The following is a 21,629-nucleotide window of genomic DNA, read 5'->3' as shown; positions in this document are numbered from 1 at the left end:
ACAACGCCTTCCAAACGTCACTCGATCGAGGAAAGATGCGGCGGTCCGCCGCATCCCCTGGAGGAAGTTTTGAGACCCACCCTGCCCGGCGTCGGGACAGCGGTGGCGGCGCTCGTGTTCGCCGCCGTCCCCGCCGTTGCCGCACCCAGCACCGACGCCCTGATCTCCGAGGTCTACGGAGGCGGCGGCAACTCCGGCGCCACGCTCAAGCAGGACTTCGTCGAGCTCGCCAACAAGGGCACGAGCGCGATCAGCCTGGACGGCTACAGCGTCCAATACATCTCGGCCAGCCCCGGCGCGACGACGCAGTGGGGTGTGACCCCGCTCGCCGGTTCGATCGCGCCCGGCAAGACGTTCCTCGTCGCCGAGGCCAAGGGCACGGGCGGCACCGTCGACCTGCCGACGCCGGACGCCGTCGGCACGATCGCCATGGGCGGCACCAGCGGCACTATCGCACTGGTCAACGGCACCGCGCCGCTCACCTGCAAGACGGCGGCCGACTGCGCGGCCGACTCGCGGATCAAGGACCTCGTCGGCTACGGCACCGCAGTCGTGCGCGAAGGCACCGCGACCGGCGCCCTGAGCAACACCACCTCGGCGTCCCGCAACGGGCTCAGCGACACCGACGACAACGCCACCGACTTCAAGGTCGGCGACCCGACCCCGACCAACTCCAAGGGTGAGACCCCGGGCGGCGGCAACCCGGATCCCGACCCGGACCCCGTGCCCGGCGACAAGCGCATCCACGACATCCAGGGCGTCACGCGCACCTCGCCGTTGCTCGGCCAGAAGGTCACCAACGTCCCCGGCGTCGTCACCGGCACCCGCGCCACGGGTGACCGCGGCTTCTGGATCCAGGACACGGTCAGCCCGGACGCCGACCCGCGCACCAGCGAGGGCGTCTTCGTCTACACGGCAGGCACCGCGCCGACCGTGGCCGTCGGCGACAACGTGCTGGTCAGCGGCACGATCGCGGAGTACCGGCCGGGTGGCGGCTCGAAGCAGACCCTCACCGAGATCACGCAGGCCACCACGGTCACGTTGTCCAAGGGCAACCCGGTCCCCGCGCCGGTGGTCATCAAGAACCTGCCGCAGGGCTACCTGCCCGCGCCGGGTGGCGACATCGAGCAGCTGCCGCTGGAGCCGCAGACCTACGCCCTCGACCTCTTCGAGTCGCTCGAGGGAACGCTCGTCCAGGTCGACGACGTCCGCGTGGCCGGCCCGAGCACCGGGTTCGGCGAGGTCTGGGTCACGCTCAACCCGAACCAGAACCCCACCCCTCGCGGCGGCAGCATCTACACCGGCTACGACCAGCCGAACAACGGCCGGTTGAAGATCAAGGCCACGCCGCTGCCCGCCTCGAACGTCGGTGACGTCTACGCGGGCGCGACCGTCGGTGCCATCGAGTACACCGACTTCGGCGGCTACACCCTGGCCGCGCTGAAGCTCGGCCAGCACGTCTCCTCGAACCTGCAGCGCGAGATCACGGCGCAGCAGAAGGAGAGCGAGCTCTCGGTCGCGACCTACAACGTCGAGAACCTCGACCCGTCCGACCAGCAGGCGAAGTTCGACCGGCTCGCGGACGGCGTGGTGACCAGCCTGCGCAGCCCCGATGTCGTTGTGCTGGAAGAGATCCAGGACAACAACGGCACGGTCGACGACGGCACGGTGGCGGCGGACCAGACGTTGCAGAAGTTCGCGGACGCGATCGTCGCCAAGGGCGGGCCGCGCTACCAGTGGCGGCAGATCGACCCGGAGAACGGCAAGGACGGCGGTCAGCCCGGCGGCAACATCCGCGTCGGCTTCTTCTTCAACCCGCAGCGGGTGTCCTTCGTGGACCGTCCCGGCGGCGACTTCAAGGCCCCGGTCGAGGTCGTCAAGAAGAACGGCCGTGCCGCACTTTCCGTGTCACCGGGCCGCGTCGACCCGCTCAACACGGCGTGGGAGGACAGCCGCAAGCCGCTCGCCGGTGAGTTCAAGTTCCGCGGCCGCACGGTCTTCGTGGTCGCGAACCACTTCAACTCCAAGGGTGGCGACGACGCCATCCACGGCCGCATCCAGCCGCCGAACCGCACCTCCGAGGTGCAGCGCGCCAAGCAGGCCGCGTCGCTGAAGGCGTTCACCGAGCAGATCCGCGCGATCGACAAGGGCGCCAACGTGATCCTCGCGGGCGACCTGAACGACTACCAGTTCTCGCCCGCGCTGAAGACGCTGACCGGTGACGGCAACCTCAAGGCGCTGATCGAGACGCTGCCCGTGAACGAGCGGTACAGCTACGTCTTCGAGGGCAACTCGCAGACGCTCGACCACATCGTGATGAGCAAGAACATCACCCGCTTCGGCTACGACGTGGTGCACATCAACGCCGAGTTCGCCGACCAGGCGAGCGACCACGACCCGCAGATCGTCCGCGCCCGCCCGTCCACGGGTGATGCGAACATCGACAAGATCGTGTTCGCGCTCGAGGACATCCTCGACTGCCTGAAGAAGTAACCGCTGCTCCGCTGCCGCCGCGTCATTCCCCTGACGCGGCGGCAGTGGCCGCGGCGGTCACCCCGGCCTGGATCGCCTCCACCGCACGGCGAACGGCATCGCCCGCCCAGTTGCCCCGCGCGATCTCCTTCGCACGTTTCTTCAGCTCGCGCTTGTCGCCCTCGAACACCTTGTGCACGGCGTTCACCGCGTACAACAACGTGATCAGCGACCCGGTGTGCTCATCCGCACCCCGGTACCCGTGCGCTACGTCGCCGACCGACTTCCGCAGCTTCCCGGCCGTCGCCTCGTCGAGGATCGGATAGCTCTTCGCGGGGAAGATCCCGAACACCTTCCGCGGCTCCACGCGAATCGCCGCGTGGTCCTGCAGCTGCCTGATCACGTTGTGCCACAAGCGCTTTCGGACGCGCTCGACCGCGGACTGCGGCGGCAGCGGCTTGGTGATCCGGCCGAGCGCCTCGTGCAGCACGGGGTCGTTCGGCGGCGTCGGGTCGGCCACGGCGAGCTTCTTGCCGTTGGGCTCGAACGCGATTCGCCCGGACTTCACCAGCTCGATCAGCACGGCGCCGGCGAGCGCGTTCTCGATCGACGTCGAACTGGCGTGCAGCCGGCCGTTCCGCGGGTTGATGAACAGCAGCATCAGGTCTTCGTGCAGCATGAAAACACGGTAGGGGCCGGGCCTACCTCAGGAATCCGACTTTCGTCTCGGCCAGCACGACTTCCGCAGCTACCGCGTCGTGCACCGCCACCACCGCGGGGGAGTGCCCGTCGGCGAGGCAACCCGAAGCTGCCCGCTGTACGCGAGCCGGCCGGAGTGCACGAGCTCGATCAACATCGCTCCGGCGTCCGCTGGCAGCACCTCAGCTGCTGCTCACCGAAGTCGCGGCCACCGTCGTGGCCACCATCATCGCCATCAGCGCGACCTGGACCGCCTCCAGCGCCTTCTTCACCGCGACCCCGGCCCAGTTCCCGGCGGCGATCTCCTTCGCCCGCGCGTTCATCTCACGCCGGTCGCCGTCGAACACCTTGTGCAGGGCCTTCACCGCGTACAGCAGCGAGATCAGCGCCCCGGTGCGGTCGTCCGGCGCGCGATGCCCCAGTGCGACGTTGCCCACCGCGTCCCTGAGGTCGCTGACCGCCTGCGGGTCCTGGATCACGTAGCTCGTCGTCGGGAAGATCCCGAGCATCTTCGTCTTCTCGACGGACAGCACGCCCCGGCCCTCCAGCTGGGCCATCACGTTGTCCCGCACGTGGGTCCGCAGCTTCTCGACCGCCTGCTGCGGCTTCATCGGCTTGGTGAGCCTGCTGAGCGACTCCTGCAGGAACTCGTTGGGCAGCGGTGCCGGGTCCACGACAGCGAGCGTCTTGCCGTCCGCGTCGAAGGCGACCCGTCCGGAGTTGACGAGCTCCAGCAGCACGGCGCCGGCGAGGGCGTTGTGGATGGACGTCGTGTCCATGAGCACGCGGCCGGTCTCCTCGTCGAGGAAGAGCAGCATCAGATCTTCGGGCAGCATGGCCTCATAACGCCAGAAGGGCGCCGACTGTTGCAAGTCGACGCCCTTCCGCAGCGAGCGGAGGATACGGGATTTGAACCCGTGAGGGGGTGAACCCAACACGATTTCCAGTCGTGCGCACTAGGCCGCTATGCGAATCCTCCGTGGAGAACCTTACCGGACGGGTGTTCCGCGACCCAAAACGGGGGTCGCCGAAAAAACTTCGGAGGCGGTGTCGATCTGGCGTGTGCCCGCTCGTCGTGATCCCGTAAGACCGACCGAGGAGGACACTCGTGAAGTACATGCTGATGATCTACGCGGCCGCTGACCAGCAGGCCAGCTGCACCGTCGAGGACTGGATCGCCCACGAGAAGGAGATGCGGGACGCGGGCGTGCTCGTCTCCGGCCACTCGCTCGCCGACCTCGTCACGGCGACCACCGTCCAGGTCGGGCAGGACGGCAAGCGGACGGTCACCGACGGACCGTTCGCCGAGACCCGCGAGGTGCTGGGCGGCTACGAGATCATCGACGTCCCGGACCTCGACGCGGCGCTGGAGTGGGCGGCGAAGTGTCCGGGTTCACGTGACGGCGGCGCTGTCGTCGTGAGGCCGATCGCCGAGTTCTGATGAACGTCGAGCAGGTGTTCCGGGAGGAACGCGGCAGGCTGCTCGCCACCCTGGTCAAGCGCTTCGGCGACCTCGACCTCGCCGAGGAGGTCACCTCCGACGCGATCGAGGCGGCGTTGCGGCACTGGCCGGTGGACGGGGTGCCGGACCGGCCCGGCGCGTGGTTGCTCACGACCGCGCGCCGCAAGGCCGTCGACCGCTTGCGCCGCGACCAGGCCTACGCGGCGCGCCTGGCGTTGTTGCAGGTGGAGGTCGACCGGGCGGATCCGCCGACGACGGACGCGCTGCCGGACGAGCGGCTGGAGTTGTTCTTCACGTGTGCGCACCCCGCGTTGGCGGCGGAGGACCGGGGTGCCCTGGTCCTGCGCTGCCTGGCCGGCTTCACGACGCCCGAGGTCGCGCGGGCCTACCTGGTGCCGGTCACGACGATGCAGCAACGGATCGTGCGGGCGAAGAAGAAGATCAGCCAGGCGCGCATCCCGTTCCGCGTGCCGGACCCGCACGAGCTGCCGGAACGCCTGCCCGGCGTGCTGCAGGCCGTCTACTCGATCTTCACCGAGGGCTACGCGGCCCAGCGCACGGATCTCGCGGACGAGGCGATCCGGCTGGCCAGGATCCTGCGCTCGCTGATGCCGGGGGAACGCGAGGTCACGGGCCTGCTGGCGTTGATGCTGCTCGTCCACGCGCGCAGGGACGCGCGCGCTGAGCTGCTGGAAGACCAGGACCGCACGCTGTGGGACCAGGACATGATCGCCGAGGGCGGTGCGCTCACCGAGTTGGCGCTGACCGGCGGTCACGGTCCGTACGGGGTGCAGGCCGCGATCAACGCGCTGCACGACCAGGCCGAGGACTTCGCGAGCACCGACTGGCCGCAGATCGTCGCGCTCTACGACGTGCTGGACGGCCTGGCACCGTCACCGGTGGTCGCGCTGAACAGGGCCGCCGCCGTCGCCATGCGCGACGGTCCGGCGGCAGGGCTCGCGTTGCTCGACGAGCTCGCCGGCGAACCCAGGTTGCGCGACTACCACCCGTTCCAGGCGGCCCGCGCCGACCTGCTGCACCGCCTGGGCCGCTGCGAGGAGGCCGCGCAGGCCTACCGCGAGGCGATCGCGCTCGCGGGCACCGAATCCGAACAGGACTTCCTGCGTCGCAGGCTCAGCGTCGTCGAGGGGTGATCATGATCATGAAGTGGCTGGAGGCGGAACGCTTGGGCGTCGCCGACCTGCTGGAAGACCTGACCGACGACGAGTGGCGGCGCGAGACGCTCTGCACCGGCTGGACGATGCAGGAGATGGCCGCTCACCTGACCACGTCGACCCGAACCGGGTGGCGTGATGTGCTCGCGGGAACGGTGAAGGCGCGGTTCGACTGGAACCGCATGGAGGACGAGAAGGCTCGCGCGATCGCCGCGCGGTTCACGCGGCCGGAGCTGATCGCGCAGATCCGGGAGACGGCCGGGTCGCCGAAGCGGGCGCCCATGGCCGCTCCGATCGATCCGTTAGTGGACTTCCTCGTGCACGGCCAGGACATCGCCCGGCCGTTGGGCCGCGTCCGAGAGATGCCGCTCGAACCGGCCCGGGCCGCCCTGGAGCACGTGCTGAAGAGCCCGTTCTGGGGTGCGCGCAAGCGTTTCCGCGAATCGGGGGTTCCGGACCTGCCCGCCCCCGACCTGCTGATGCTCGCCACCGGACGTCACATCTCCGGCGCCTGATCCAGGAACTTCTCCAGCTTGCCGTCGCCCGTCTTCAGCTTCTTGTCCAGCCGCTTCACCAGTTCGTCGGAGTCGGCGAAGCGCTCGTGGTTGCCGCCCAGCCCGTCCGCGGTGGCCTGGAGCGCCTTGCCGAGCAGCTCGGACTGGTCGAGCCACGGCGCGGAGTCCGTGACGAACCCGGGGTGCACCTTCTCCCGGATCAGCTTCGCGGCGCCGGCCAGCACGTCCGCGTAGGCCCGCAACCCGGCCACCGCGGTTCCCTTGTCCCCGGCCCGCCACTTCTCCGTGAACTCGTCGAGCTCCGCGGCGAGGCGCGGTGCCGTCCACGAGTTGAGGTCGAAGAACGCCAGCAGCGCCGTCGTCAGCTTCTCGTCGCCGCCCGCGAGCAGCCGGGCGTAGGCGTTCTCGGAGCGGTGTTCGTCGTACGCCTGGTCGTTCCAGGCGTAGTCGGCCATCTCGAACATCGCGACCCTGCTCGCGTAGGCCTGGCTCATGGGGTTCGCGAGGAGCCCTTCGACCTGCAGGCCCGGTTCGCGGTCCGAGTACGAGCCCAGGAAGAGCCGCCCCGCCGCGTCCGGGTAGTCGTTGACCGGGTAGTTGTCCCAGATCAGGGTCTTGCGGCCCCACAGCTCCTTGGCGCGCTCCGACTCCTTCCTGGTGATCGCCCTGGGCACCACCGCGGTGCCGGTCCACATGACCACGACGGACTTGTCCAGGCCGTCGCGGAAGACCCTCTTGTACGGCGTCGGGGTGATGTCGCCGTACTCGGTGAGCACGGTGATCAGCGGTCCGACGTCCGGCATCTGGTTGCGGATGGTCAGCGCGGTGTCGTTGAGCAGGTCGTTCTGCGCGCGGGCGGCGTTCGTCCGGTTCGGCGGCCCGTACTCGGCCTGGTCCTCGGAGCAGTTCCACTTCGCGTAGTCGATGTCGTCGAGCAGCAGGGCGAACGACTTGATGCCCGAGCTGTGCAGCTGCGCGAGCTTGGCCTGGATCGCGTCGCGGTCGGAGTCCTTCGAGTAGCACATGGAGAGGCCGGGAGCGAGCGAGTAGGTGAACTGGACGTGCGAGACGGCGGCCCGTTTCGCCAGCTCACCGAGCTCGGCCAGGCGGTCGGCCGGGTAGGGCTCGCGCCAGCGGTCGCGGTGGTACGGGTCGTCCTTGGGGGCGTACACGTACGAGTTGGACTTCACGGAGGCGGCGAAGTCGATCTGCTCCTGCTGCTCGGCGTAGGTCCAGCGCCGTCCGTAGAAGCCCTCGACGATGCCGCGCAGGCGCAGCGACGGGTGATCGTCGATCTTCACGCCCAGGACCTTGCCCTGTTTGACCAGCTGGCGGAGGGTCTGCACGGCGTAGAACGCACCCGAGGGGTCCGCGCTGGCGATGTCGATCTCGTCCCGCCCGACGTTCAGCGCGTAGCCCTCGGCCGTCAGCGACTTGTCGGTGCGGAACCGAACCGTGAGCTTGCCGTCACCGCTGCCACCTGTCAGTGCCTTTTCGACCACCTGACGGGTGATCGCCTCCACATCACCCTCGACGGTGACGGAAGCGGGGATCGGGACGTCGTCGCCCACGCGTTCGCTCGCCTGAGGCGTTGGCCACACGTCCACGTCGCTGGCGCGCTTGGGAGCGGCGTTCTCCCGTGCGGCCCAGAACCCGGCCGCACCCGCCGCCACCAGCACGATCACGGCCGCGAAGATGAGGCCTTTTTTGCGCATGATCGCCAGTCTGCCCGACTCGGGGTGTGGCAAGTGAGTGTTGTCCACAGGTGGGGACAACACTGTGGGCAACTCGAACACCCGTTCGAGTCGAACCCTTCGCTACACTTGCTGCGGACCTCGTGCGGCACACATCTCGCGAACCTCCCCAGGGCCGGAAGGCAGCAAGGATAAGCGGGCTCTGGTGGGTGCACGGGGTCCCCTTTTTGTGTCGGTGCCCACCGGTACTGTCTGCGGCGTGGCGCTCGCTCTGTATCGCAAGTACCGTCCGGCCACGTTCTCCGAGGTCGTCGGCCAGGAGCACGTGACCGATCCCCTGCGTGTCGCCTTGGCGGCGGGCCGGGTGAACCACGCGTACCTGTTCAGCGGCCCGCGCGGCTGCGGCAAGACGTCGTCCGCCCGCATCCTGGCCCGCTCGCTGAACTGCGTGAAGGGCCCGACACCCGACCCGTGCGGCGAGTGCAACTCGTGCATCGGCCTGGCGCCGAACGGCACGGGCAGCGTCGACGTGGTGGAGCTCGACGCCGCGTCCCACGGTGGTGTGGAGGACGCCCGCGACCTCCGCGACAAGGCCTTCTACGCCCCGGCCGAGTCCAAGTACCGCGTCTTCATCATCGACGAGGCCCACATGGTCACCACGCAGGGCTTCAACGCCCTGCTGAAGATCGTCGAAGAGCCGCCGGACCACCTGATCTTCATCTTCGCCACCACCGAGCCGGACAAGGTCCTCCCGACCATCCGCTCCCGCACGCACCACTACCCGTTCCGCCTGATCCCGCCCGGCGTGATGCGCGGCCTGCTCGAACGCAACTGCGCGGCCGAGGGCGTGGCCGTCGAACCGGCCGTCTTCCCGCTGGTGATCCGCGCGGGCGGCGGCTCGGCCCGCGACACCCAGTCGGTCATGGACCAGCTCCTCTCCGGCGCGGGCCCGGACGGCGTGAAGTACGAGCGGGCCATCACGCTCCTGGGCGTCACCGACTCGGCCCTGATCAACGACGTGATCGACGGCCTCGCGGCAGGCGACGGCGCCGCGGTCTTCGGCACCATCGACCGCCTGGTCGAGGCCGGCCACGACCCCCGCCGCTTCGCCTCGGACCTCCTGGACCGCCTCCGCGACCTGGTCCTGCTCTGCGCCGTTCCCGACGCCGCCGACCGCAACCTGGTCAGCGCCCCGGAAGACGAGCTGGCCACCATATCGGCCCAGGCCCAGCGAATCGGCCCGGCGGCCCTCACCCGCTACGCCGAGATCGTCCACACGGGCCTGGTCGAAATGCGCGGCGCCACGGCCCCGCGCCTCCTGCTGGAACTCCTCGTCTCCCGCATGCTGCTCCCGTCGGTGAGCCAGTCGGAAGCAGCCCTGCTCCAACGCCTGGAACAGCTGGAACGCCGCCCACCAGCCGCCATCGCCGCACCGGGCGAGCCCCAGGCAGCCGCGCCTGCCGGCGGCCCGGTCTTCACCCGCAAGTCGCAACAGCCGACGGACCCGGCGCCCGCACAACCACCGGCTGCGGAACCGCCCCGCCAGGCCCCGCCCGCACCGGCCCCCGCGCCTCAGGCCGCCGCTCCCGTTCAGCGTCCGACAGCTCCAAGTCAGCCTGCGCCCGCTCCGGCCGCTCAGCCCCCGGCTGCCGCGCCAACTCCAGTCGCCGCGCCACCCCAGGCCGCAGCTCCACCCCCCGAACCCGCCCCGACCACCGGCGGCATGGACGCGACGGCAGTCCGCCGAGTCTGGTCGGAGCTGCTCGCCGCGGTCCGCGCCTCCAGCCGCAGCACCGAGGCGATGCTGACCAACGCCATGGTCAGCGAGGTGGACGGCAACGTCGTCACCATCACCCACACCTCGGCCCCCCTGGCCCGCCGCCTGGCAGAGCCCCGCAACACCGAGGCCATCGCCAACGCCCTGGCCACGGTCCTGGGCGGCACCTGGCAGGTCCGCTGCACCCACGGCACCCCCAGCGCCGCCCCCCAGGCCGCGGCCCCCGCCAAGGCCCCACGCCCTGCCCCGACCCGCCCGAGCCAGGCGGCCCAGAACGCCAGGCAACCGGAGCCCCAACGCCAGGCCCCACGCCCGCCGGCAGACGACGTCCCACCGCCCCCGGAGCCCCCGGAGCCAGACGAACCCCTCCCGCCGGAACCCGACGACGAAGAGGCGATGCTGGCCGAAGCCGCCCGCCCGGTCGACCCGGACAGCGTGAACGAGGCCCAAGACCCGGAAGCCGTGATGCTCAAGCTCCTGGCCGACGAACTGGGCGCCCGCCCGCTCAAAAAGGCCTGACCTCCGAGCCACCGCCGCGAGCAAGCAAAACGCGGCGGCGCAAGGCGAGTGGCCAGGCAACGCGAGCGCGTCGGGAACGCACACCGGCGCCTCGGCCGCGACTCGTGACGGGACCACCCCACACCACCTACGCAACAGCAAGTCGCCCAACGCCACAGGCGTGCCATCAGCCTGCCGACGGCGCCGGCAAAGTCCCAGCCCGCCCGATCTGCCCGATGAGAGCGCACCCACACACCACGCGCTGTGGATGAAGGTTCCCTTCATCCACCACGCGGGCCTAGTCCCTGGCATGAACGGCGCATCTGTCGACCTCACGTGCACAAATGCGCCGTTCATAGGCGATGGCCGAGAACTTTGCCGGAGCCCTGGGGCCGGAGCCCCAGACAAGGGGAAGCACGCAACAGGCACGGCAGCACGCCACAAGACCACCCCTCGGACACGAAACCGGCAGCCGCCAACGCACCAAGGGGGACGACCAAAGCAACCGATGCGCCCAGAAAAACCCACCCCCGTACGCTGGAGACACACAAAACCACCGGAGAGGACGGACCACGCGGTGCAACCCGGTCAGTTCGACATGCAGGCCCTGCTCCAGCAGGCCCAGAACATGCAGCAGCAGATGGCGACCGCCCAGGAAGAGCTGGCCAACACCGAGGTCACCGGCAACGCGGGCAACGGCCTCGTCACCGCGACCGTCACCGGCGGCGGCGAGCTGGTCAACCTCGCCATCGACCCCAAGATCGTCGACCCGGAGGACGTCGAAACCCTCCAGGACCTCGTGATCGCCGCGATCAAGGACGCCAACCAGAAGGCGCAGAGCCTGGTGGAGCAGAAGCTCGGCCCACTGGCCCAGGGCGGCCTCGGCGGACTGCTCGGATAACCGAGCGCGAACGAAACGGGCAGAGAGATGTACGAGGGCCCGGTACAGGACCTGATCGACGAACTGGGCAGACTCCCAGGCGTGGGCCCCAAGAGCGCCCAGCGCATCGCCTTCCACCTCCTGGCAACGGAACCGGCTGACATCGAGCGGCTCCAGCACGCGCTCCAGAAGGTCAAGGAAGGCGTCGTCTTCTGCGACGTCTGCGGCAACGTGTCCGCCGAGACCAGGTGCCGCATCTGCCGCGACCCCAAGCGCGACCTCAGCCTGGTCTGCGTGGTCGAGGAGCCGAAGGACGTCCAGGCCATCGAGCGCACCAGGGAGTTCAAAGGGCGCTACCACGTCCTGGGTGGCGCGCTCGACCCGTTGAGCGGTGTCGGGCCGGACCAGCTCCGCATCCGGCAGCTGCTGAACCGGATCGGCACGACCACCGACGGCGTGGACATCTCCGAGGTCATCATCGCCACGGACCCCAACACCGAGGGCGAGGCCACGGCCACCTACCTGGTCCGGATGCTCAGGGACTTCCCGGGGCTCACCGTCACTCGGCTGGCCAGCGGTCTGCCGATGGGTGGCGACCTGGAGTTCGCGGACGAGCTCACCCTGGGGCGTGCGCTATCTGGTCGCCGGAGCATGTGAAGCACAGTCCACCGCGACTCGGCACCACTCGCCTGGTCGCGGTGGACGGCCCGTCCGGCGCGGGCAAGTCGACGTTCGCCAAGATCCTCGCCGAGCAGCTGAACGCCCAGCTGATCAGCACCGACCACTTCGCGACCTGGGACGACCCGACGACGCAGTGGTGGCCGCGGCTCACCCAGGCCCTCGACGCAGTCGCACAAGGAAAAACAGGTCGCTACCGCAAAACCGACTGGTCCCAAGGCTTTCCGTGCGTAGCGGAAGGCGACGAGGTCACGATCGGTCCACAAGGGACCATCATCCTGGAAGGCTTCTCGTCAGCCAGGAAAGCGAACGCCACAAGGCTGAGCCTGGCGATCTTCGTCGACCACGGAGACGAAGCGACCCGGCTGGAACGCGCCGTCGCTCGAGACGGTGAGAACCAAAGGGAACACTTCATCCGCTGGCAGCAGTACGAACGAGGCTGGTTCGCGGTCGACGAGACGAAGGCCAGAGCGGACTACGTCGTCACCTCGAGCTGAGCGCGGACGACGGAGGCCTCCGGCGTTCCGATCGCGCTCAACACCTCCAACGCGGACGACCAGTGCGTCCGGGCCGCGTCGATGTCGCCCAGCGCGCCGTACGCGTCGCCGGCCAGCAGCAGGGCGCGTCCGAACACCCAGCGGTGGCCGGAGTCCGAGCCGACCGAGGCTGCGCGCAACGCGCATTCCAGGCCACGGGAGGCGTCCGAGGTGTCGAGGTGGATGCGTCCGAGCACGAGCAGCACCTCCATCTCGGCCAGGCGGAACTGCGAACGTCCCGCCTCGACCAACGCCGAGGTGGCCATCGACAGGGCTTCCTCGTACCGCCCGCTGCCTCGGTACGCGGCCGCCAGACCGCGCCGCGCCGAGCAGATGCCCCACGAGTAACCGGTCTCCACAGCGATCGTCAGTGCCGACGAGAACTGCTCCACGGCGTCCTCGAAGCGGCCCGCGCCCTCCAGGGCACGGCCGAGCAGGTTCATCGCGTCGCAGACGCTCTTGGCGTTGTCGAGGTCCTGGGCGATCTGCATCGCGGCCGACGCCTCGACCGCGGCCTCGTCGTACCGGCCGCGCATGATCAGCGTGATTGCCATGCCCTCGTGCATGGTGTGGCCGAAGTTGCGGGCGGCCGCGCGTTCGTACAGCTCGCTCGCCTGCGCGAAGTAGGAGGCGCCCAGGTCGGGCTCGCCCCGCCACGCGTGCACCTCGCCCAGTGCGCGCATCGAGTTGGCCTGGGTGATCCACGAGTCGAGGCGCGTGCCGACCTCCAGGGCCTCCTCGAACGTCGACGCCGCGCGGTCGAGCTGGCCCAGCTGCATGTAGACGCCGCCGAGGTTGAACAGCGCGTTGGCCTGGACCTGGAACGCGCCGATCCGGCGGGTGATCACCAGGGCGCGTTCGAGGTGGTCGGCGGCGTGTTCCAGCTCACCGAGGTCGATGTTCACGCTGCCCGCGTTGGACAGCACCGCCGCCTCGGCCTCCGGCAGGTCGATGTGCTCCTGCAGGGCGATGGCCTGCTGGTAGTAACCCAGGGCGTTGCGGTGCTGGCCCGTCACCCAGTAGAGCGTTCCCAGCGACGACAGCATCGCGAGCTGGCCGAGTTCGTCGCGCGGCGCGCGGGCGCCGAGCAGGCCCGCCTTGGCCGTCTCGCGCCACTCCGCGGTCAGGCCCTGCGTGTAGAAGTAGCCGCGCAGGGCGTCGGCCAGCTGCCACGGCGAGTTCTCGGGATCCCGCTCCACGGCGTGCGCCACCAGGGCCACGAGGTTGGCGCGTTCGACGTCGAGCCACGTCAGCGCCTCGGTGGAGCTGCTGAACGTCCTCGGCAGCACGCCGTCGAGCGGGGCCGGGCGTGGGAAGCGGAACAGCGTCGACTTCATCGCCGACGTGGCGTTGTCGACCGAGCGCACCGCCCAGTCCACCAACCGCCGCAGCGCGATCCTGGAGTCGGCGCGACCGTCCTCGAAGGCCAGACGTTCGGCCGCGTAGTCGCGCAGCAGGTCGTGGAACTGGTAGCGGGACGGCGCGTGGTTCGCGATCAGGTTCGCCGTCGCCAGGCGGTCCAGCCGGCGGCGGGCGTCCTGTGTGGTCAGTCCGGACAGCGCCGCGGCCATCTCCGGCGTGAAGTCCGTGCCCGGCACCAGCGACAGCAACCGGAACATGTGCGCCAGCTCGGGCTTCAGAGCCGTGTAGGACAGGTCGAACGCCGCGTGCACCGCGACCCGCTCGTCGCCCTCGACCGCGAGCGCCGCCAGCCGGTTGCCCGCGCGGAGCTCCTCCACGTAGTCCGCAATGGACAGTTCGGGACGCGACACCAGGTTCGCGGCAGCGATACGCAAAGCCAATGGCAGATGCGCGCACAGCTTCGCCAGCTCGAGTGCGGCGTCCTCCTGGGACGCGACTTCGTCCGCACCCAAAATGCCTGCGAGGAGTGACTGCGTCTCGTTCCAGTCGAGCACGTCGAGCCGCACGTTCGACGCCGCGTGCGAGACGGCCAGGCCGCGCAGCGTGTCCCGGGAGGTCACCAGCACCGCGCACCCCGGCGAGCCGGGCAGCAGCGGCCGGATCTGCTCGGCCGACGACGCGTTGTCGAGCAGCAGCAACACGCGCTGGCCGGTCAGCGTCGACCGGAACATCGCCTCCTGCTCGTCCTGGTCGAGCGGCACCTGGTCCGGTTCGGTCCCCAGCGCGCGCAGGAACCGCGGCAGCACGTCGACGGCGCTCAGCGGCGGGCCGGGGGCGTATCCGCGCAGGTTGACGTACAGCTGGCCGTCCGGGAAGTCCGCCCGCATCCGGTGCGCGGCGTGCACGGCCAGCGCCGTCTTGCCCACGCCCGGCGGTCCGGCCAGCGTCACGACCGGCACGCCCTGCGCGGTCCGCAGCAGGGCGATGATCAGGGAAACCGCCTCGTCGCGGCCGACGAAGTCCGGGATGTCGGCTGGCAGCTGCGACGGCACGACCCGTTCGGGCTTCGCGGCCACGACCGGCGCACCGGGCGACGCCGCGGCCACCGCGTCGATCGACCCGGACAGCACCTGGCTGTGCACGCGCCGCAGCTCGTCACCGGGGTCGATGCCCAGCTCGTCGCCCAGCAACCGGGAAACGCGCTGGTAGGCGGCCAGCGCCTCGCTCTGCCGGCCGGAGCGGTACAGCGCCACCATCAGCTGCGCCCAGAACCGCTCGCGCAGCGGATATTCGCTGGTCAGCCGGGACAGCTCCGCGACGAGCTCGCCGTGACGGCCCAGTTCGAGATCGACCTCGACCCGGCGTTCCAGCACGTGCAGACGGCGTTCGTCGAGGCGCGGCACCTCGTCGCGGTGCAGGATCTCCGACGGCACGTCGACCAGCGCCGGGCCTCGCCAGAGCCCCAGGGCGGCGGCGAACGCGGCCGAGGCGGCCTGCAGGTTTCCGGCAGCGCGCTCCTGCTCGCCCTGTTCGATCAACGGCTCGAAGCGCATCAGGTCGATGGTCTTCTCGTCGACGTCGATCAGGTAGCCGTCCGGGACGGTCCGGATGGGCACCGACGGCCCGAGGAGCTGTCTGAGACGCATCACGTACGTCTGAAGAGTGGCTCGCGCGCGGGCAGGGGGCTCGTCGCCCCACACGTTCCCGGCGAGCTCGTCCACGGACACCGAAGTGCCCGCACGCAGCAACAACGACACCAGCAGCGCCCGCTGGCGACCCGCGCGGACCAGCAGTGGTTCGGAGTCGATGAGGACCTGGAGGGGGCCGAGCACGCGGAACTCGACCTGCCTGTTCATGCGACCTCCTCCGCGTGTCGTTGTCGTTTCTACAGCCTAGGAGAGCGTTCGACGCATCTGACGTGCTCACGTTGGGTCAGCGGGCATGCGCCGGACGTATCAGAATGCCTGGTCTAGTGGCCGGATCGTGACCTGAGTAACCCCGGTGGGGGTATCTACAACGGTTATGGTCGGCGACCACACCGTGAGATGTGCGGATTGTCCAAGGGGTGTTTGATGGTCCACTCAGTAACGGCTCGCCGCCGTTGGGTTGCCGCGATCGGCTTCCTCAGCGTCAGCGCGCTCGCCCTGTCCGGTTGCGCGCAATCCCAGCGCGACTCAGGCGGCGGCGGCAAGGAAGGCGGCACGCTGACCTTCGGCGCCGCCGGCGCGCCGAAGCTCTTCGACCCGTTCTACGCGACTGACGGCGAGACCTTCCGCGTCGCCCGTCAGATGTACGAGGGCCTGGTCGGCTTCAAGCCGGGCACCGCAGAGGTCGAGCCCGCTCTGGCGAGCAAGTACGAGCCCAGCGCTGATGGCAAGACGTGGACCTTCACCCTCCGGGAGGGCGTGAAGTTCCACGACGGCACCGCCTTCAACGCCGAGGCCGTCTGCTTCAACTTCGAGCGCTGGTACAACCAGAAGGGTGCCGGGCAGAGCGACGCCGTCTCGCAGTACTGGCTGGACAACTTCGGCGGGTTCAAGGACACGCCGGACAAGCCCTCGCTGTACAAGTCCTGCACGGCCAAGGACGCCAAGACCGCGGTCATCGAGCTGAACGAGGTCACCTCGCAGTTCCCGTCGGTCCTCGGCTTCACGTCGTTCTCGATCTCCAGCCCCGAGGCGCTGAAGAAGTACGACGCCGACAACGTCGTGGCCGCCGGTGACGCGTTCACCTACCCGGCCTACGCGAACGAGCACCCGACCGGCACGGGCCCGTTCAAGTTCGGCAAGTACGACAAGGCCAACAACACGGTGGAACTCGTGCGCAACGAGGACTACTGGGGCAACAAGGCCAAGCTGGACAAGATCGTCTTCAAGATCATCCCGGACGAGACCGCCCGCAAGCAGGCGCTCAAGGCCGGCGACATCGACGGTTACGACCTGCCGAACGCGGCCGACTGGGCCGGTCTGAAGTCCGACGGCTTCAACGTCGCGATCCGTCCGGCGTTCAACGTGTTCTACCTGGGCATCAACCAGAAGAACAACCCGAAGCTCGCCGACCTCAAGGTCCGTCAGGCGATCATGTACGCGATCAACCGCGAGCAGCTGGTCAAGTCGCAGCTGCCCGAGGGCGCCAAGGTCGCGACGCAGTTCATGCCCGAGACCGTGAACGGCTACAACAAGGACATCAAGGCCGTCGGCTACGACCTCGAGAAGGCCAAGTCCCTGTTGAAGGAGGCCGGTGCGGAGAACCTCAAGCTGAAGTTCTACTGGCCGTCCGAGGTCACTCGCCCGTACATGCCGTCGCCGAAGGACCTCTTCGGTGCGATCTCCGGTGACCTGGAGAAGGCCGGCATCACGTTCGAGGTCGTCACCAAGCCGTGGAACGGTGGCTACCTGACCGACGTCGACAACAGCATCCCGGACCTGTTCCTGCTCGGCTGGACCGGTGACAACGGCACCGCGCACAACTGGGTCGGCACCTTCTTCGGCCGCACCGACAACCGCTTCAACACCGGTGTGTCGGCGTGGGGCGCCACTCTGAAGGACGACCTGGCCAAGGCCAACTCCGAGCCGGACGAGGGCAAGCGCACCAAGCTGTACGAGGACATCAACAAGCGGATCATGGACGAGTACCTGCCGGCCATCCCGATCTCGCACTCCCCGCCCGCTCTGGTGTTGAAGTCGGACATCAAGGGTGTCGTCCCGAGCCCGTTGACCGACGAGAAGTTCGGCCCGGCCTCCAAGGGCTGAGCTGAATAGCTCCCACCACAAGAGAACAACGGGGTAGCTCAAGTGCTCCGCTACACCATTCGACGGCTGATTCAGCTGGTCGGCGTGGTGCTGGTGCTCTCGCTGCTGCTCTTCGCGTGGTTGCGACTTCTCCCAGGAGGGCCGGTTTCGGCCCTCCTGGGAGAACGCGCTACGCCGGAGTCGCGCGCAGCCCTCACCAAGCAGCTCGGCCTCGACCAGCCGATCGTGGTCCAGTACTTCAAGTTCCTCGGTCGCGCGGCGACCGGTGACTTCGGCGTCTCCACCGGCGTTCAGCCCGGTGACTCGGCGCTCGACATCTTCCTCCAGCGGTTCCCCGCGACGCTCGAGCTGAGCTTCTTCGCGATCCTGATCGCGATCGCGATCGGCGTTCCGCTCGGGTACCTCGCCGCGAAGCGCCGCGGCAGCTGGTTCGACAACCTCAGCGTGGTCGGCTCGCTCATCGGCGTCGCCGTTCCGGTGTTCTTCCTGGCCTACGTGCTCAAGGACGTGGCGGCCTCCGGCCTCGGACTGCCGTCCAGCGGTCGTCAGGACGCCATCGACGCCACGCGCGTGACCGGGTTCTTCACACTCGACGGCATGATCACCGGTGAGTGGGACGCGACGTTCAACGCGCTGGAACACCTGATCCTGCCCGCGATCGCGCTGGCCACCATCCCGTTCGCGGTGATCTTCCGGATCACCCGCGCGGCCGTTCTCGACGTGCTCGACGAGGACTTCGTGCGCACGGCCGAGTCGAAGGGCCTCACCGCACCGGTGATCCGCCGCCGGCACGTGCTGCGCAACGCGATGCTGCCGGTCGTCACGACGATCGGTCTGCAGACGGGCGCGCTGCTGTCCGGCGCGGTGCTCACCGAGAAGGTGTTCTCGTTCGCCGGTGTCGGCGAGGCGCTCGCCATCGGGTTCGAACGCCGTGACTACCCGGTGCTGCTGTTGCTGATCATCATGGCCACCATCGTCTACGTCGTGGTCAACCTGCTGGTCGACCTGTCGTACGCGCTCATCGACCCGCGCATCAGGACGAGGTGAGCGCTGTGGTTCTCGGACTTTCCTCCAAGAAGGACAAGATCGACGGTCTCGCCGGGACCGCGGGTGTCTCGCTGGCCGCGAGCGCGTGGAAGAGGCTGCGGCGCAGCCCGGTGTTCCTCACCGGCGCGGTGATCATCGGCATCTTCATCGCGATCTCGCTGCTCTCGCCGTGGCTCGCCCCGCACAACCCCGCCGACCCGATGCTGATCGACCAGGTCGTGAAGGCGCGCAACGAGATCCCGCCCGCGCAGCCGGGCCACCCGCTCGGTGGTGACCTCCAGGGCCGCGACTTCCTGTCGCGACTGCTGGTCGGCTCGCAGCAGACGTTGATCGTCGGTGTGGGCGCGACGATCATCGGCCTGTCCGGCGGCCTGATCCTGGGCACGCTCGCGGGCGCCATCGGCGGCTGGGTCGACTCGGCCGTCATGCGTCTGGTCGACGTCATGCTCTCGCTGCCGTCGCTGCTGCTGGCGTTCTCGATCGCGGCGATGTTCGCGCGGCCGAGCCAGTTCACCGTGATCCTCGCGGTCGCGATCGTGCAGATCCCGGTGTTCGCCCGGTTGCTGCGCGGTTCGATGCTGGCGCAACGGCACAGCGACCACGTGCTGGCGGCGACGGCGCTCGGCGTGAAGAAGGGCGCGATCGTGTTCCGGCACATGCTGCCGAACTCGCTCGGCCCGGTGATCGTGCAGTCCACGCTGGTGCTCGCCACCGCGATCATCGAGGCGGCGGCGCTGTCGTTCCTCGGCCTCGGCAATCCGGACGACCGGGTGCCGGAGTGGGGCCAGATGCTCGGTGACGTGCAGAAGGTGTTCGACACCCACCCGCACCTCGCCGCGTGGCCCGCGATCTGCATCATCATCGTCGCGCTCGGCTTCACGCTCATGGGCGAGACGCTGCGCGAAGCCCTCGACCCGAAGAACAGGCGGTGAGTCGTCGTGGCACTGCTCGAAGTTCGTGACCTCACCGTCGTGTTCCAGCGCAAGGGCGAGGAGCCGTTCCGCGCGGTCGACGGCGTCAGCTTCGACGTCGAGCCCGGCCAGACGGTCGGTCTCGTCGGCGAGTCGGGCTGTGGCAAGTCGGTGACATCGTTGGCGATCATGGGTCTGCTGCCCAAGCGCGGCGCCAAGATCACCGGCACCGTCTCCTACGACGGCACGGACCTGCTGAAGCTCTCGGACAGGGAGATGCGCGACCGTCGTGGCCGCGATCTCGGCATGGTCTTCCAGGACCCGCTGTCCTCGCTCAACCCCGTCGTCCCGATCGGCCTGCAGGTCACCGAGGTGCTCGAACGGCACCGCGGCATGCCCCGCAAGGAGGCCATGATCGAGGCGAAGAACCTGCTCGACAAGGTGGGCATCCCGGACCCCAACCGCCGGCTCAAGGAGTACCCGCACCAGCTCTCCGGCGGCATGCGGCAGCGCGCGCTCATCGCGATCGCGCTGGCGTGCCGGCCGAAGCTGCTGATCGCGGACGAGCCGACGACGGCGCTGGACGTGACCATCCAGGCCCAGATCCTGTCGCTCATGAAGGAACTGGTGCAGGACCTCGGCACCGCACTCGTGATGATCACCCACGACCTGGGTGTCGTCGCGGGCCTGTGCGACGAGGTGAACGTGCTGTACGGCGGCAAGGTGGTCGAGAAGGCCATGCGGCACAAGCTCTTCGCCGAGCCGCGCCACCCGTACACGCACGGCCTGCTCGCGTCGATCCCGCGGCTGGACGCGGCGCCCGGCGAGAAGCTGACGCCGATCAAGGGTTCCGTCGCGGACAACATCCCGTGGTCGGAGGGGTGCGCGTTCGCACCCCGCTGCCCGAACGCACTGGACGTCTGCGTTCAGGTCACGCCCGCGGAAGAAGACCAGCTGGGTCGCCTGCTCCGCTGCCACAACCCGGTGGTGCCGGGAACTCCCGCCGCCGAGGAGGTGCCGGTATGAGCGAGACCCTGGTCTCGGTCCAGGACATGAAGGTGCACTTCCCGATCAAACGGGGCGTCTTCTTCGACAAGACCGTCGGCTACGTCTACGCGGTGGACGGCGTCGACCTGGAGATCAAGCGCGGCGAGACGTACGGCCTGGTCGGCGAGTCCGGCTGCGGCAAGTCCACCCTCGGGCGGGCGATGCTGCGGCTGAACGAGCCCACGGCCGGGAAGATGGTCTTCGACGGGCACGACTTCTCGACCCTGAAGGGCGAGGAGCTGCGCAAGATGCGGCGCCGGATCCAGATGGTCTTCCAGGACCCGCTGTCGTCGCTCGACCCGCGCCAGTCCGTGGAGTCGATCCTGGTCGAGGGCCTGCGGGCGCACGACCTGGACGAGGGCAAGGAATCCACGTCGAAGCGGCTCCGCGAGCTGCTGTCGGCCGTGGGCCTGCCGACGACGTCGCTGCGCAAGTACCCGCACGAGTTCTCCGGCGGTCAGCGGCAGCGCATCGGCATCGCCCGCGCACTGGCGCTCAACCCGGACCTGATCGTCGCCGACGAGCCGGTGTCCGCTCTGGACGTCTCGGTGCAGGCCCAGGTCGTGAACCTGCTGGAAGAGCTGCAGGAGCAGTTCGGCCTGACCTACCTGGTGATCGCGCACGACCTCGCCGTCGTGAAGCACATCTCCGACCGGGTCGGCGTGATGTACCTCGGCGGACTGGTCGAGGAGGCCACGTCCGAGGACCTCTACGCCGAACCGCTGCACCCGTACACGCGGGCGCTGCTGTCGGCGATCCCGGTGCCCGACCCCGTGGTCGAGGACCGGCGCGAACGGATCCTGCTCGCCGGCGACCTCCCGTCGCCCGCGAACCCGCCGAACGGCTGCCGGTTCCACACCCGGTGCCCGTGGCGCCAGCAGACCCGGTGCGACACCGAACGCCCGGCGCTGCGCGAGCTCAAGCCGGGTCACAAGGTGGCGTGCCACTGGGCCGAGCAGATCCAGTCCGGCGAGATCCAGCCGCACGAGGTGAAGCCGATCCTGGTCGAGGAGGACGACGGCATCTCCCCAGACGTCCCCTTGGTGGGCCCAGCCTCAGTAACCGAGGCCCTCAACCCCTGATCGGGTGAGCGATGAACGGCGCTTTTGTGCACCTCAGGTGCA

General features: G+C 69.1%; 17 protein-coding genes, 1 tRNA gene and 1 other RNA gene. 14 read left to right on the top strand and 5 right to left on the bottom strand.

The features are described 5' to 3' along the window. Positions 1–69: 69 nt before the first annotated feature. Positions 70–2,493: an endonuclease/exonuclease/phosphatase family protein gene (locus ACFOWZ_RS46945; protein ID WP_382381027.1), complete on the top strand. Its 2,424-nt coding sequence runs from the start codon at positions 70–72 to the stop codon at positions 2,491–2,493. 22 nt (positions 2,494–2,515) lie between these two features. Here ACFOWZ_RS46945 and ACFOWZ_RS46940 read toward each other — a convergent pair whose 3' ends face one another. The 3 genes from ACFOWZ_RS46940 to ACFOWZ_RS46930 form a co-directional block, all read right to left on the bottom strand. Beyond that, positions 2,516–3,151, bottom strand: coding sequence for a GOLPH3/VPS74 family protein (locus ACFOWZ_RS46940; protein WP_382381025.1), 636 nt, complete (start codon positions 3,149–3,151; stop codon positions 2,516–2,518). Positions 3,152–3,353: 202 nt separating this feature from the next. Continuing rightward, the gene (locus tag ACFOWZ_RS46935; RefSeq protein ID WP_382381023.1) at positions 3,354–4,007 is read right to left on the bottom strand and encodes a GOLPH3/VPS74 family protein; all 654 of its coding nucleotides are present in this window, start codon (positions 4,005–4,007) and stop codon (positions 3,354–3,356) included. A gap of 58 nt (positions 4,008–4,065) precedes the next feature. Continuing rightward, positions 4,066–4,150, bottom strand: a tRNA-Ser gene (locus ACFOWZ_RS46930). 129 nt (positions 4,151–4,279) lie between these two features. Here ACFOWZ_RS46930 and ACFOWZ_RS46925 point away from each other — a divergent pair. From ACFOWZ_RS46925 to ACFOWZ_RS46915, 3 genes are read left to right on the top strand one after another with little or no spacing between them, the layout of a single operon-like run. After that, the gene (locus ACFOWZ_RS46925; RefSeq protein WP_382381021.1) at positions 4,280–4,612 is read left to right on the top strand and encodes a YciI family protein; all 333 of its coding nucleotides are present in this window, start codon (positions 4,280–4,282) and stop codon (positions 4,610–4,612) included. Beyond that, positions 4,612–5,787 (top strand): RNA polymerase sigma factor, encoded by a 1,176-nt coding sequence (locus tag ACFOWZ_RS46920; protein WP_382381019.1) that lies wholly within the window; start codon positions 4,612–4,614, stop codon positions 5,785–5,787. The genes ACFOWZ_RS46925 and ACFOWZ_RS46920 overlap by 1 nt, the downstream gene beginning before the upstream one ends. A gap of 2 nt (positions 5,788–5,789) precedes the next feature. Beyond that, positions 5,790–6,323 carry a maleylpyruvate isomerase family mycothiol-dependent enzyme gene (locus tag ACFOWZ_RS46915; protein ID WP_382381017.1) on the top strand — a complete coding sequence of 178 codons (534 nt, stop codon included), beginning with the start codon at positions 5,790–5,792 and terminating at the stop codon, positions 6,321–6,323. Here the strand turns inward: ACFOWZ_RS46915 and ACFOWZ_RS46910 are convergent. After that, positions 6,305–8,038 (bottom strand): beta-N-acetylhexosaminidase family protein, encoded by a 1,734-nt coding sequence (locus ACFOWZ_RS46910; protein WP_382381015.1) that lies wholly within the window; start codon positions 8,036–8,038, stop codon positions 6,305–6,307. The genes ACFOWZ_RS46915 and ACFOWZ_RS46910 overlap by 19 nt on opposite strands. 112 nt (positions 8,039–8,150) lie before the next feature. Between ACFOWZ_RS46910 and ffs the strand changes: the two genes are divergently transcribed. From ffs to ACFOWZ_RS46885, 5 genes are all read left to right on the top strand, one after another. Further along, positions 8,151–8,245, top strand: an RNA gene (gene ffs / locus ACFOWZ_RS46905) — signal recognition particle sRNA small type. Between the two features lie 31 nt (positions 8,246–8,276). After that, positions 8,277–10,313, top strand: coding sequence for a DNA polymerase III subunit gamma and tau (locus ACFOWZ_RS46900; protein ID WP_382381013.1), 2,037 nt, complete (start codon positions 8,277–8,279; stop codon positions 10,311–10,313). Positions 10,314–10,890: 577 nt separating this feature from the next. Then, positions 10,891–11,193, top strand: coding sequence for a YbaB/EbfC family nucleoid-associated protein (locus tag ACFOWZ_RS46895; protein ID WP_035911413.1), 303 nt, complete (start codon positions 10,891–10,893; stop codon positions 11,191–11,193). Between the two features lie 27 nt (positions 11,194–11,220). Further along, positions 11,221–11,829: a recombination mediator RecR gene (recR, locus tag ACFOWZ_RS46890; RefSeq protein WP_030469505.1), complete on the top strand. Its 609-nt coding sequence runs from the start codon at positions 11,221–11,223 to the stop codon at positions 11,827–11,829. Then, entirely contained in the window at positions 11,826–12,347 is a 522-nt protein-coding gene (locus ACFOWZ_RS46885) for a uridine kinase family protein (protein WP_382381010.1), read from the top strand. Before recR ends, ACFOWZ_RS46885 begins: the two co-directional genes overlap by 4 nt. Here the strand turns inward: ACFOWZ_RS46885 and ACFOWZ_RS46880 are convergent. Further along, positions 12,326–15,604: an AfsR/SARP family transcriptional regulator gene (locus tag ACFOWZ_RS46880; protein WP_382381008.1), complete on the bottom strand. Its 3,279-nt coding sequence runs from the start codon at positions 15,602–15,604 to the stop codon at positions 12,326–12,328. The genes ACFOWZ_RS46885 and ACFOWZ_RS46880 overlap by 22 nt on opposite strands. A 216-nt stretch (positions 15,605–15,820) precedes the next feature. On the opposite strand from ACFOWZ_RS46880, the gene ACFOWZ_RS46875 reads away from it, so the two are divergent. Genes ACFOWZ_RS46875 through ACFOWZ_RS46855 form a run of 5 tightly spaced genes read left to right on the top strand, consistent with a single transcriptional unit; the run spans position 15,821 to position 21,587 of the window. Next, positions 15,821–17,500, top strand: coding sequence for an ABC transporter substrate-binding protein (locus tag ACFOWZ_RS46875; protein ID WP_382381006.1), 1,680 nt, complete (start codon positions 15,821–15,823; stop codon positions 17,498–17,500). Between the two features lie 42 nt (positions 17,501–17,542). Then, complete coding sequence (locus tag ACFOWZ_RS46870; RefSeq protein WP_382381004.1) at positions 17,543–18,547, top strand: ABC transporter permease; 1,005 nt, start codon at positions 17,543–17,545, stop codon at positions 18,545–18,547. A 5-nt stretch (positions 18,548–18,552) separates the two neighbouring features. After that, entirely contained in the window at positions 18,553–19,479 is a 927-nt protein-coding gene (locus tag ACFOWZ_RS46865; protein ID WP_382381002.1) for an ABC transporter permease, read from the top strand. Positions 19,480–19,485: 6 nt separating this feature from the next. Beyond that, on the top strand, positions 19,486–20,484 hold the full coding sequence (locus tag ACFOWZ_RS46860; RefSeq protein ID WP_382380999.1) for an ABC transporter ATP-binding protein: 999 nt from the start codon (positions 19,486–19,488) through the stop codon (positions 20,482–20,484). After that, a complete protein-coding gene (locus ACFOWZ_RS46855) occupies positions 20,481–21,587 on the top strand; it encodes an ABC transporter ATP-binding protein (RefSeq protein WP_382380997.1) in 1,107 nt (368 codons plus the stop codon). The genes ACFOWZ_RS46860 and ACFOWZ_RS46855 overlap by 4 nt, the downstream gene beginning before the upstream one ends. The last annotated feature ends 42 nt before the right edge of the window (positions 21,588–21,629 follow it).

Origin of the sequence: Lentzea rhizosphaerae (assembly GCF_042649515.1) — a bacterium.
GTDB classification, from domain to species: Bacteria; Actinomycetota; Actinomycetes; order Mycobacteriales; family Pseudonocardiaceae; genus Lentzea; species Lentzea aerocolonigenes.
Note: the sequence above shows the minus strand (reverse complement) of the source record. Positions and strands in the feature narration are given on the sequence as shown.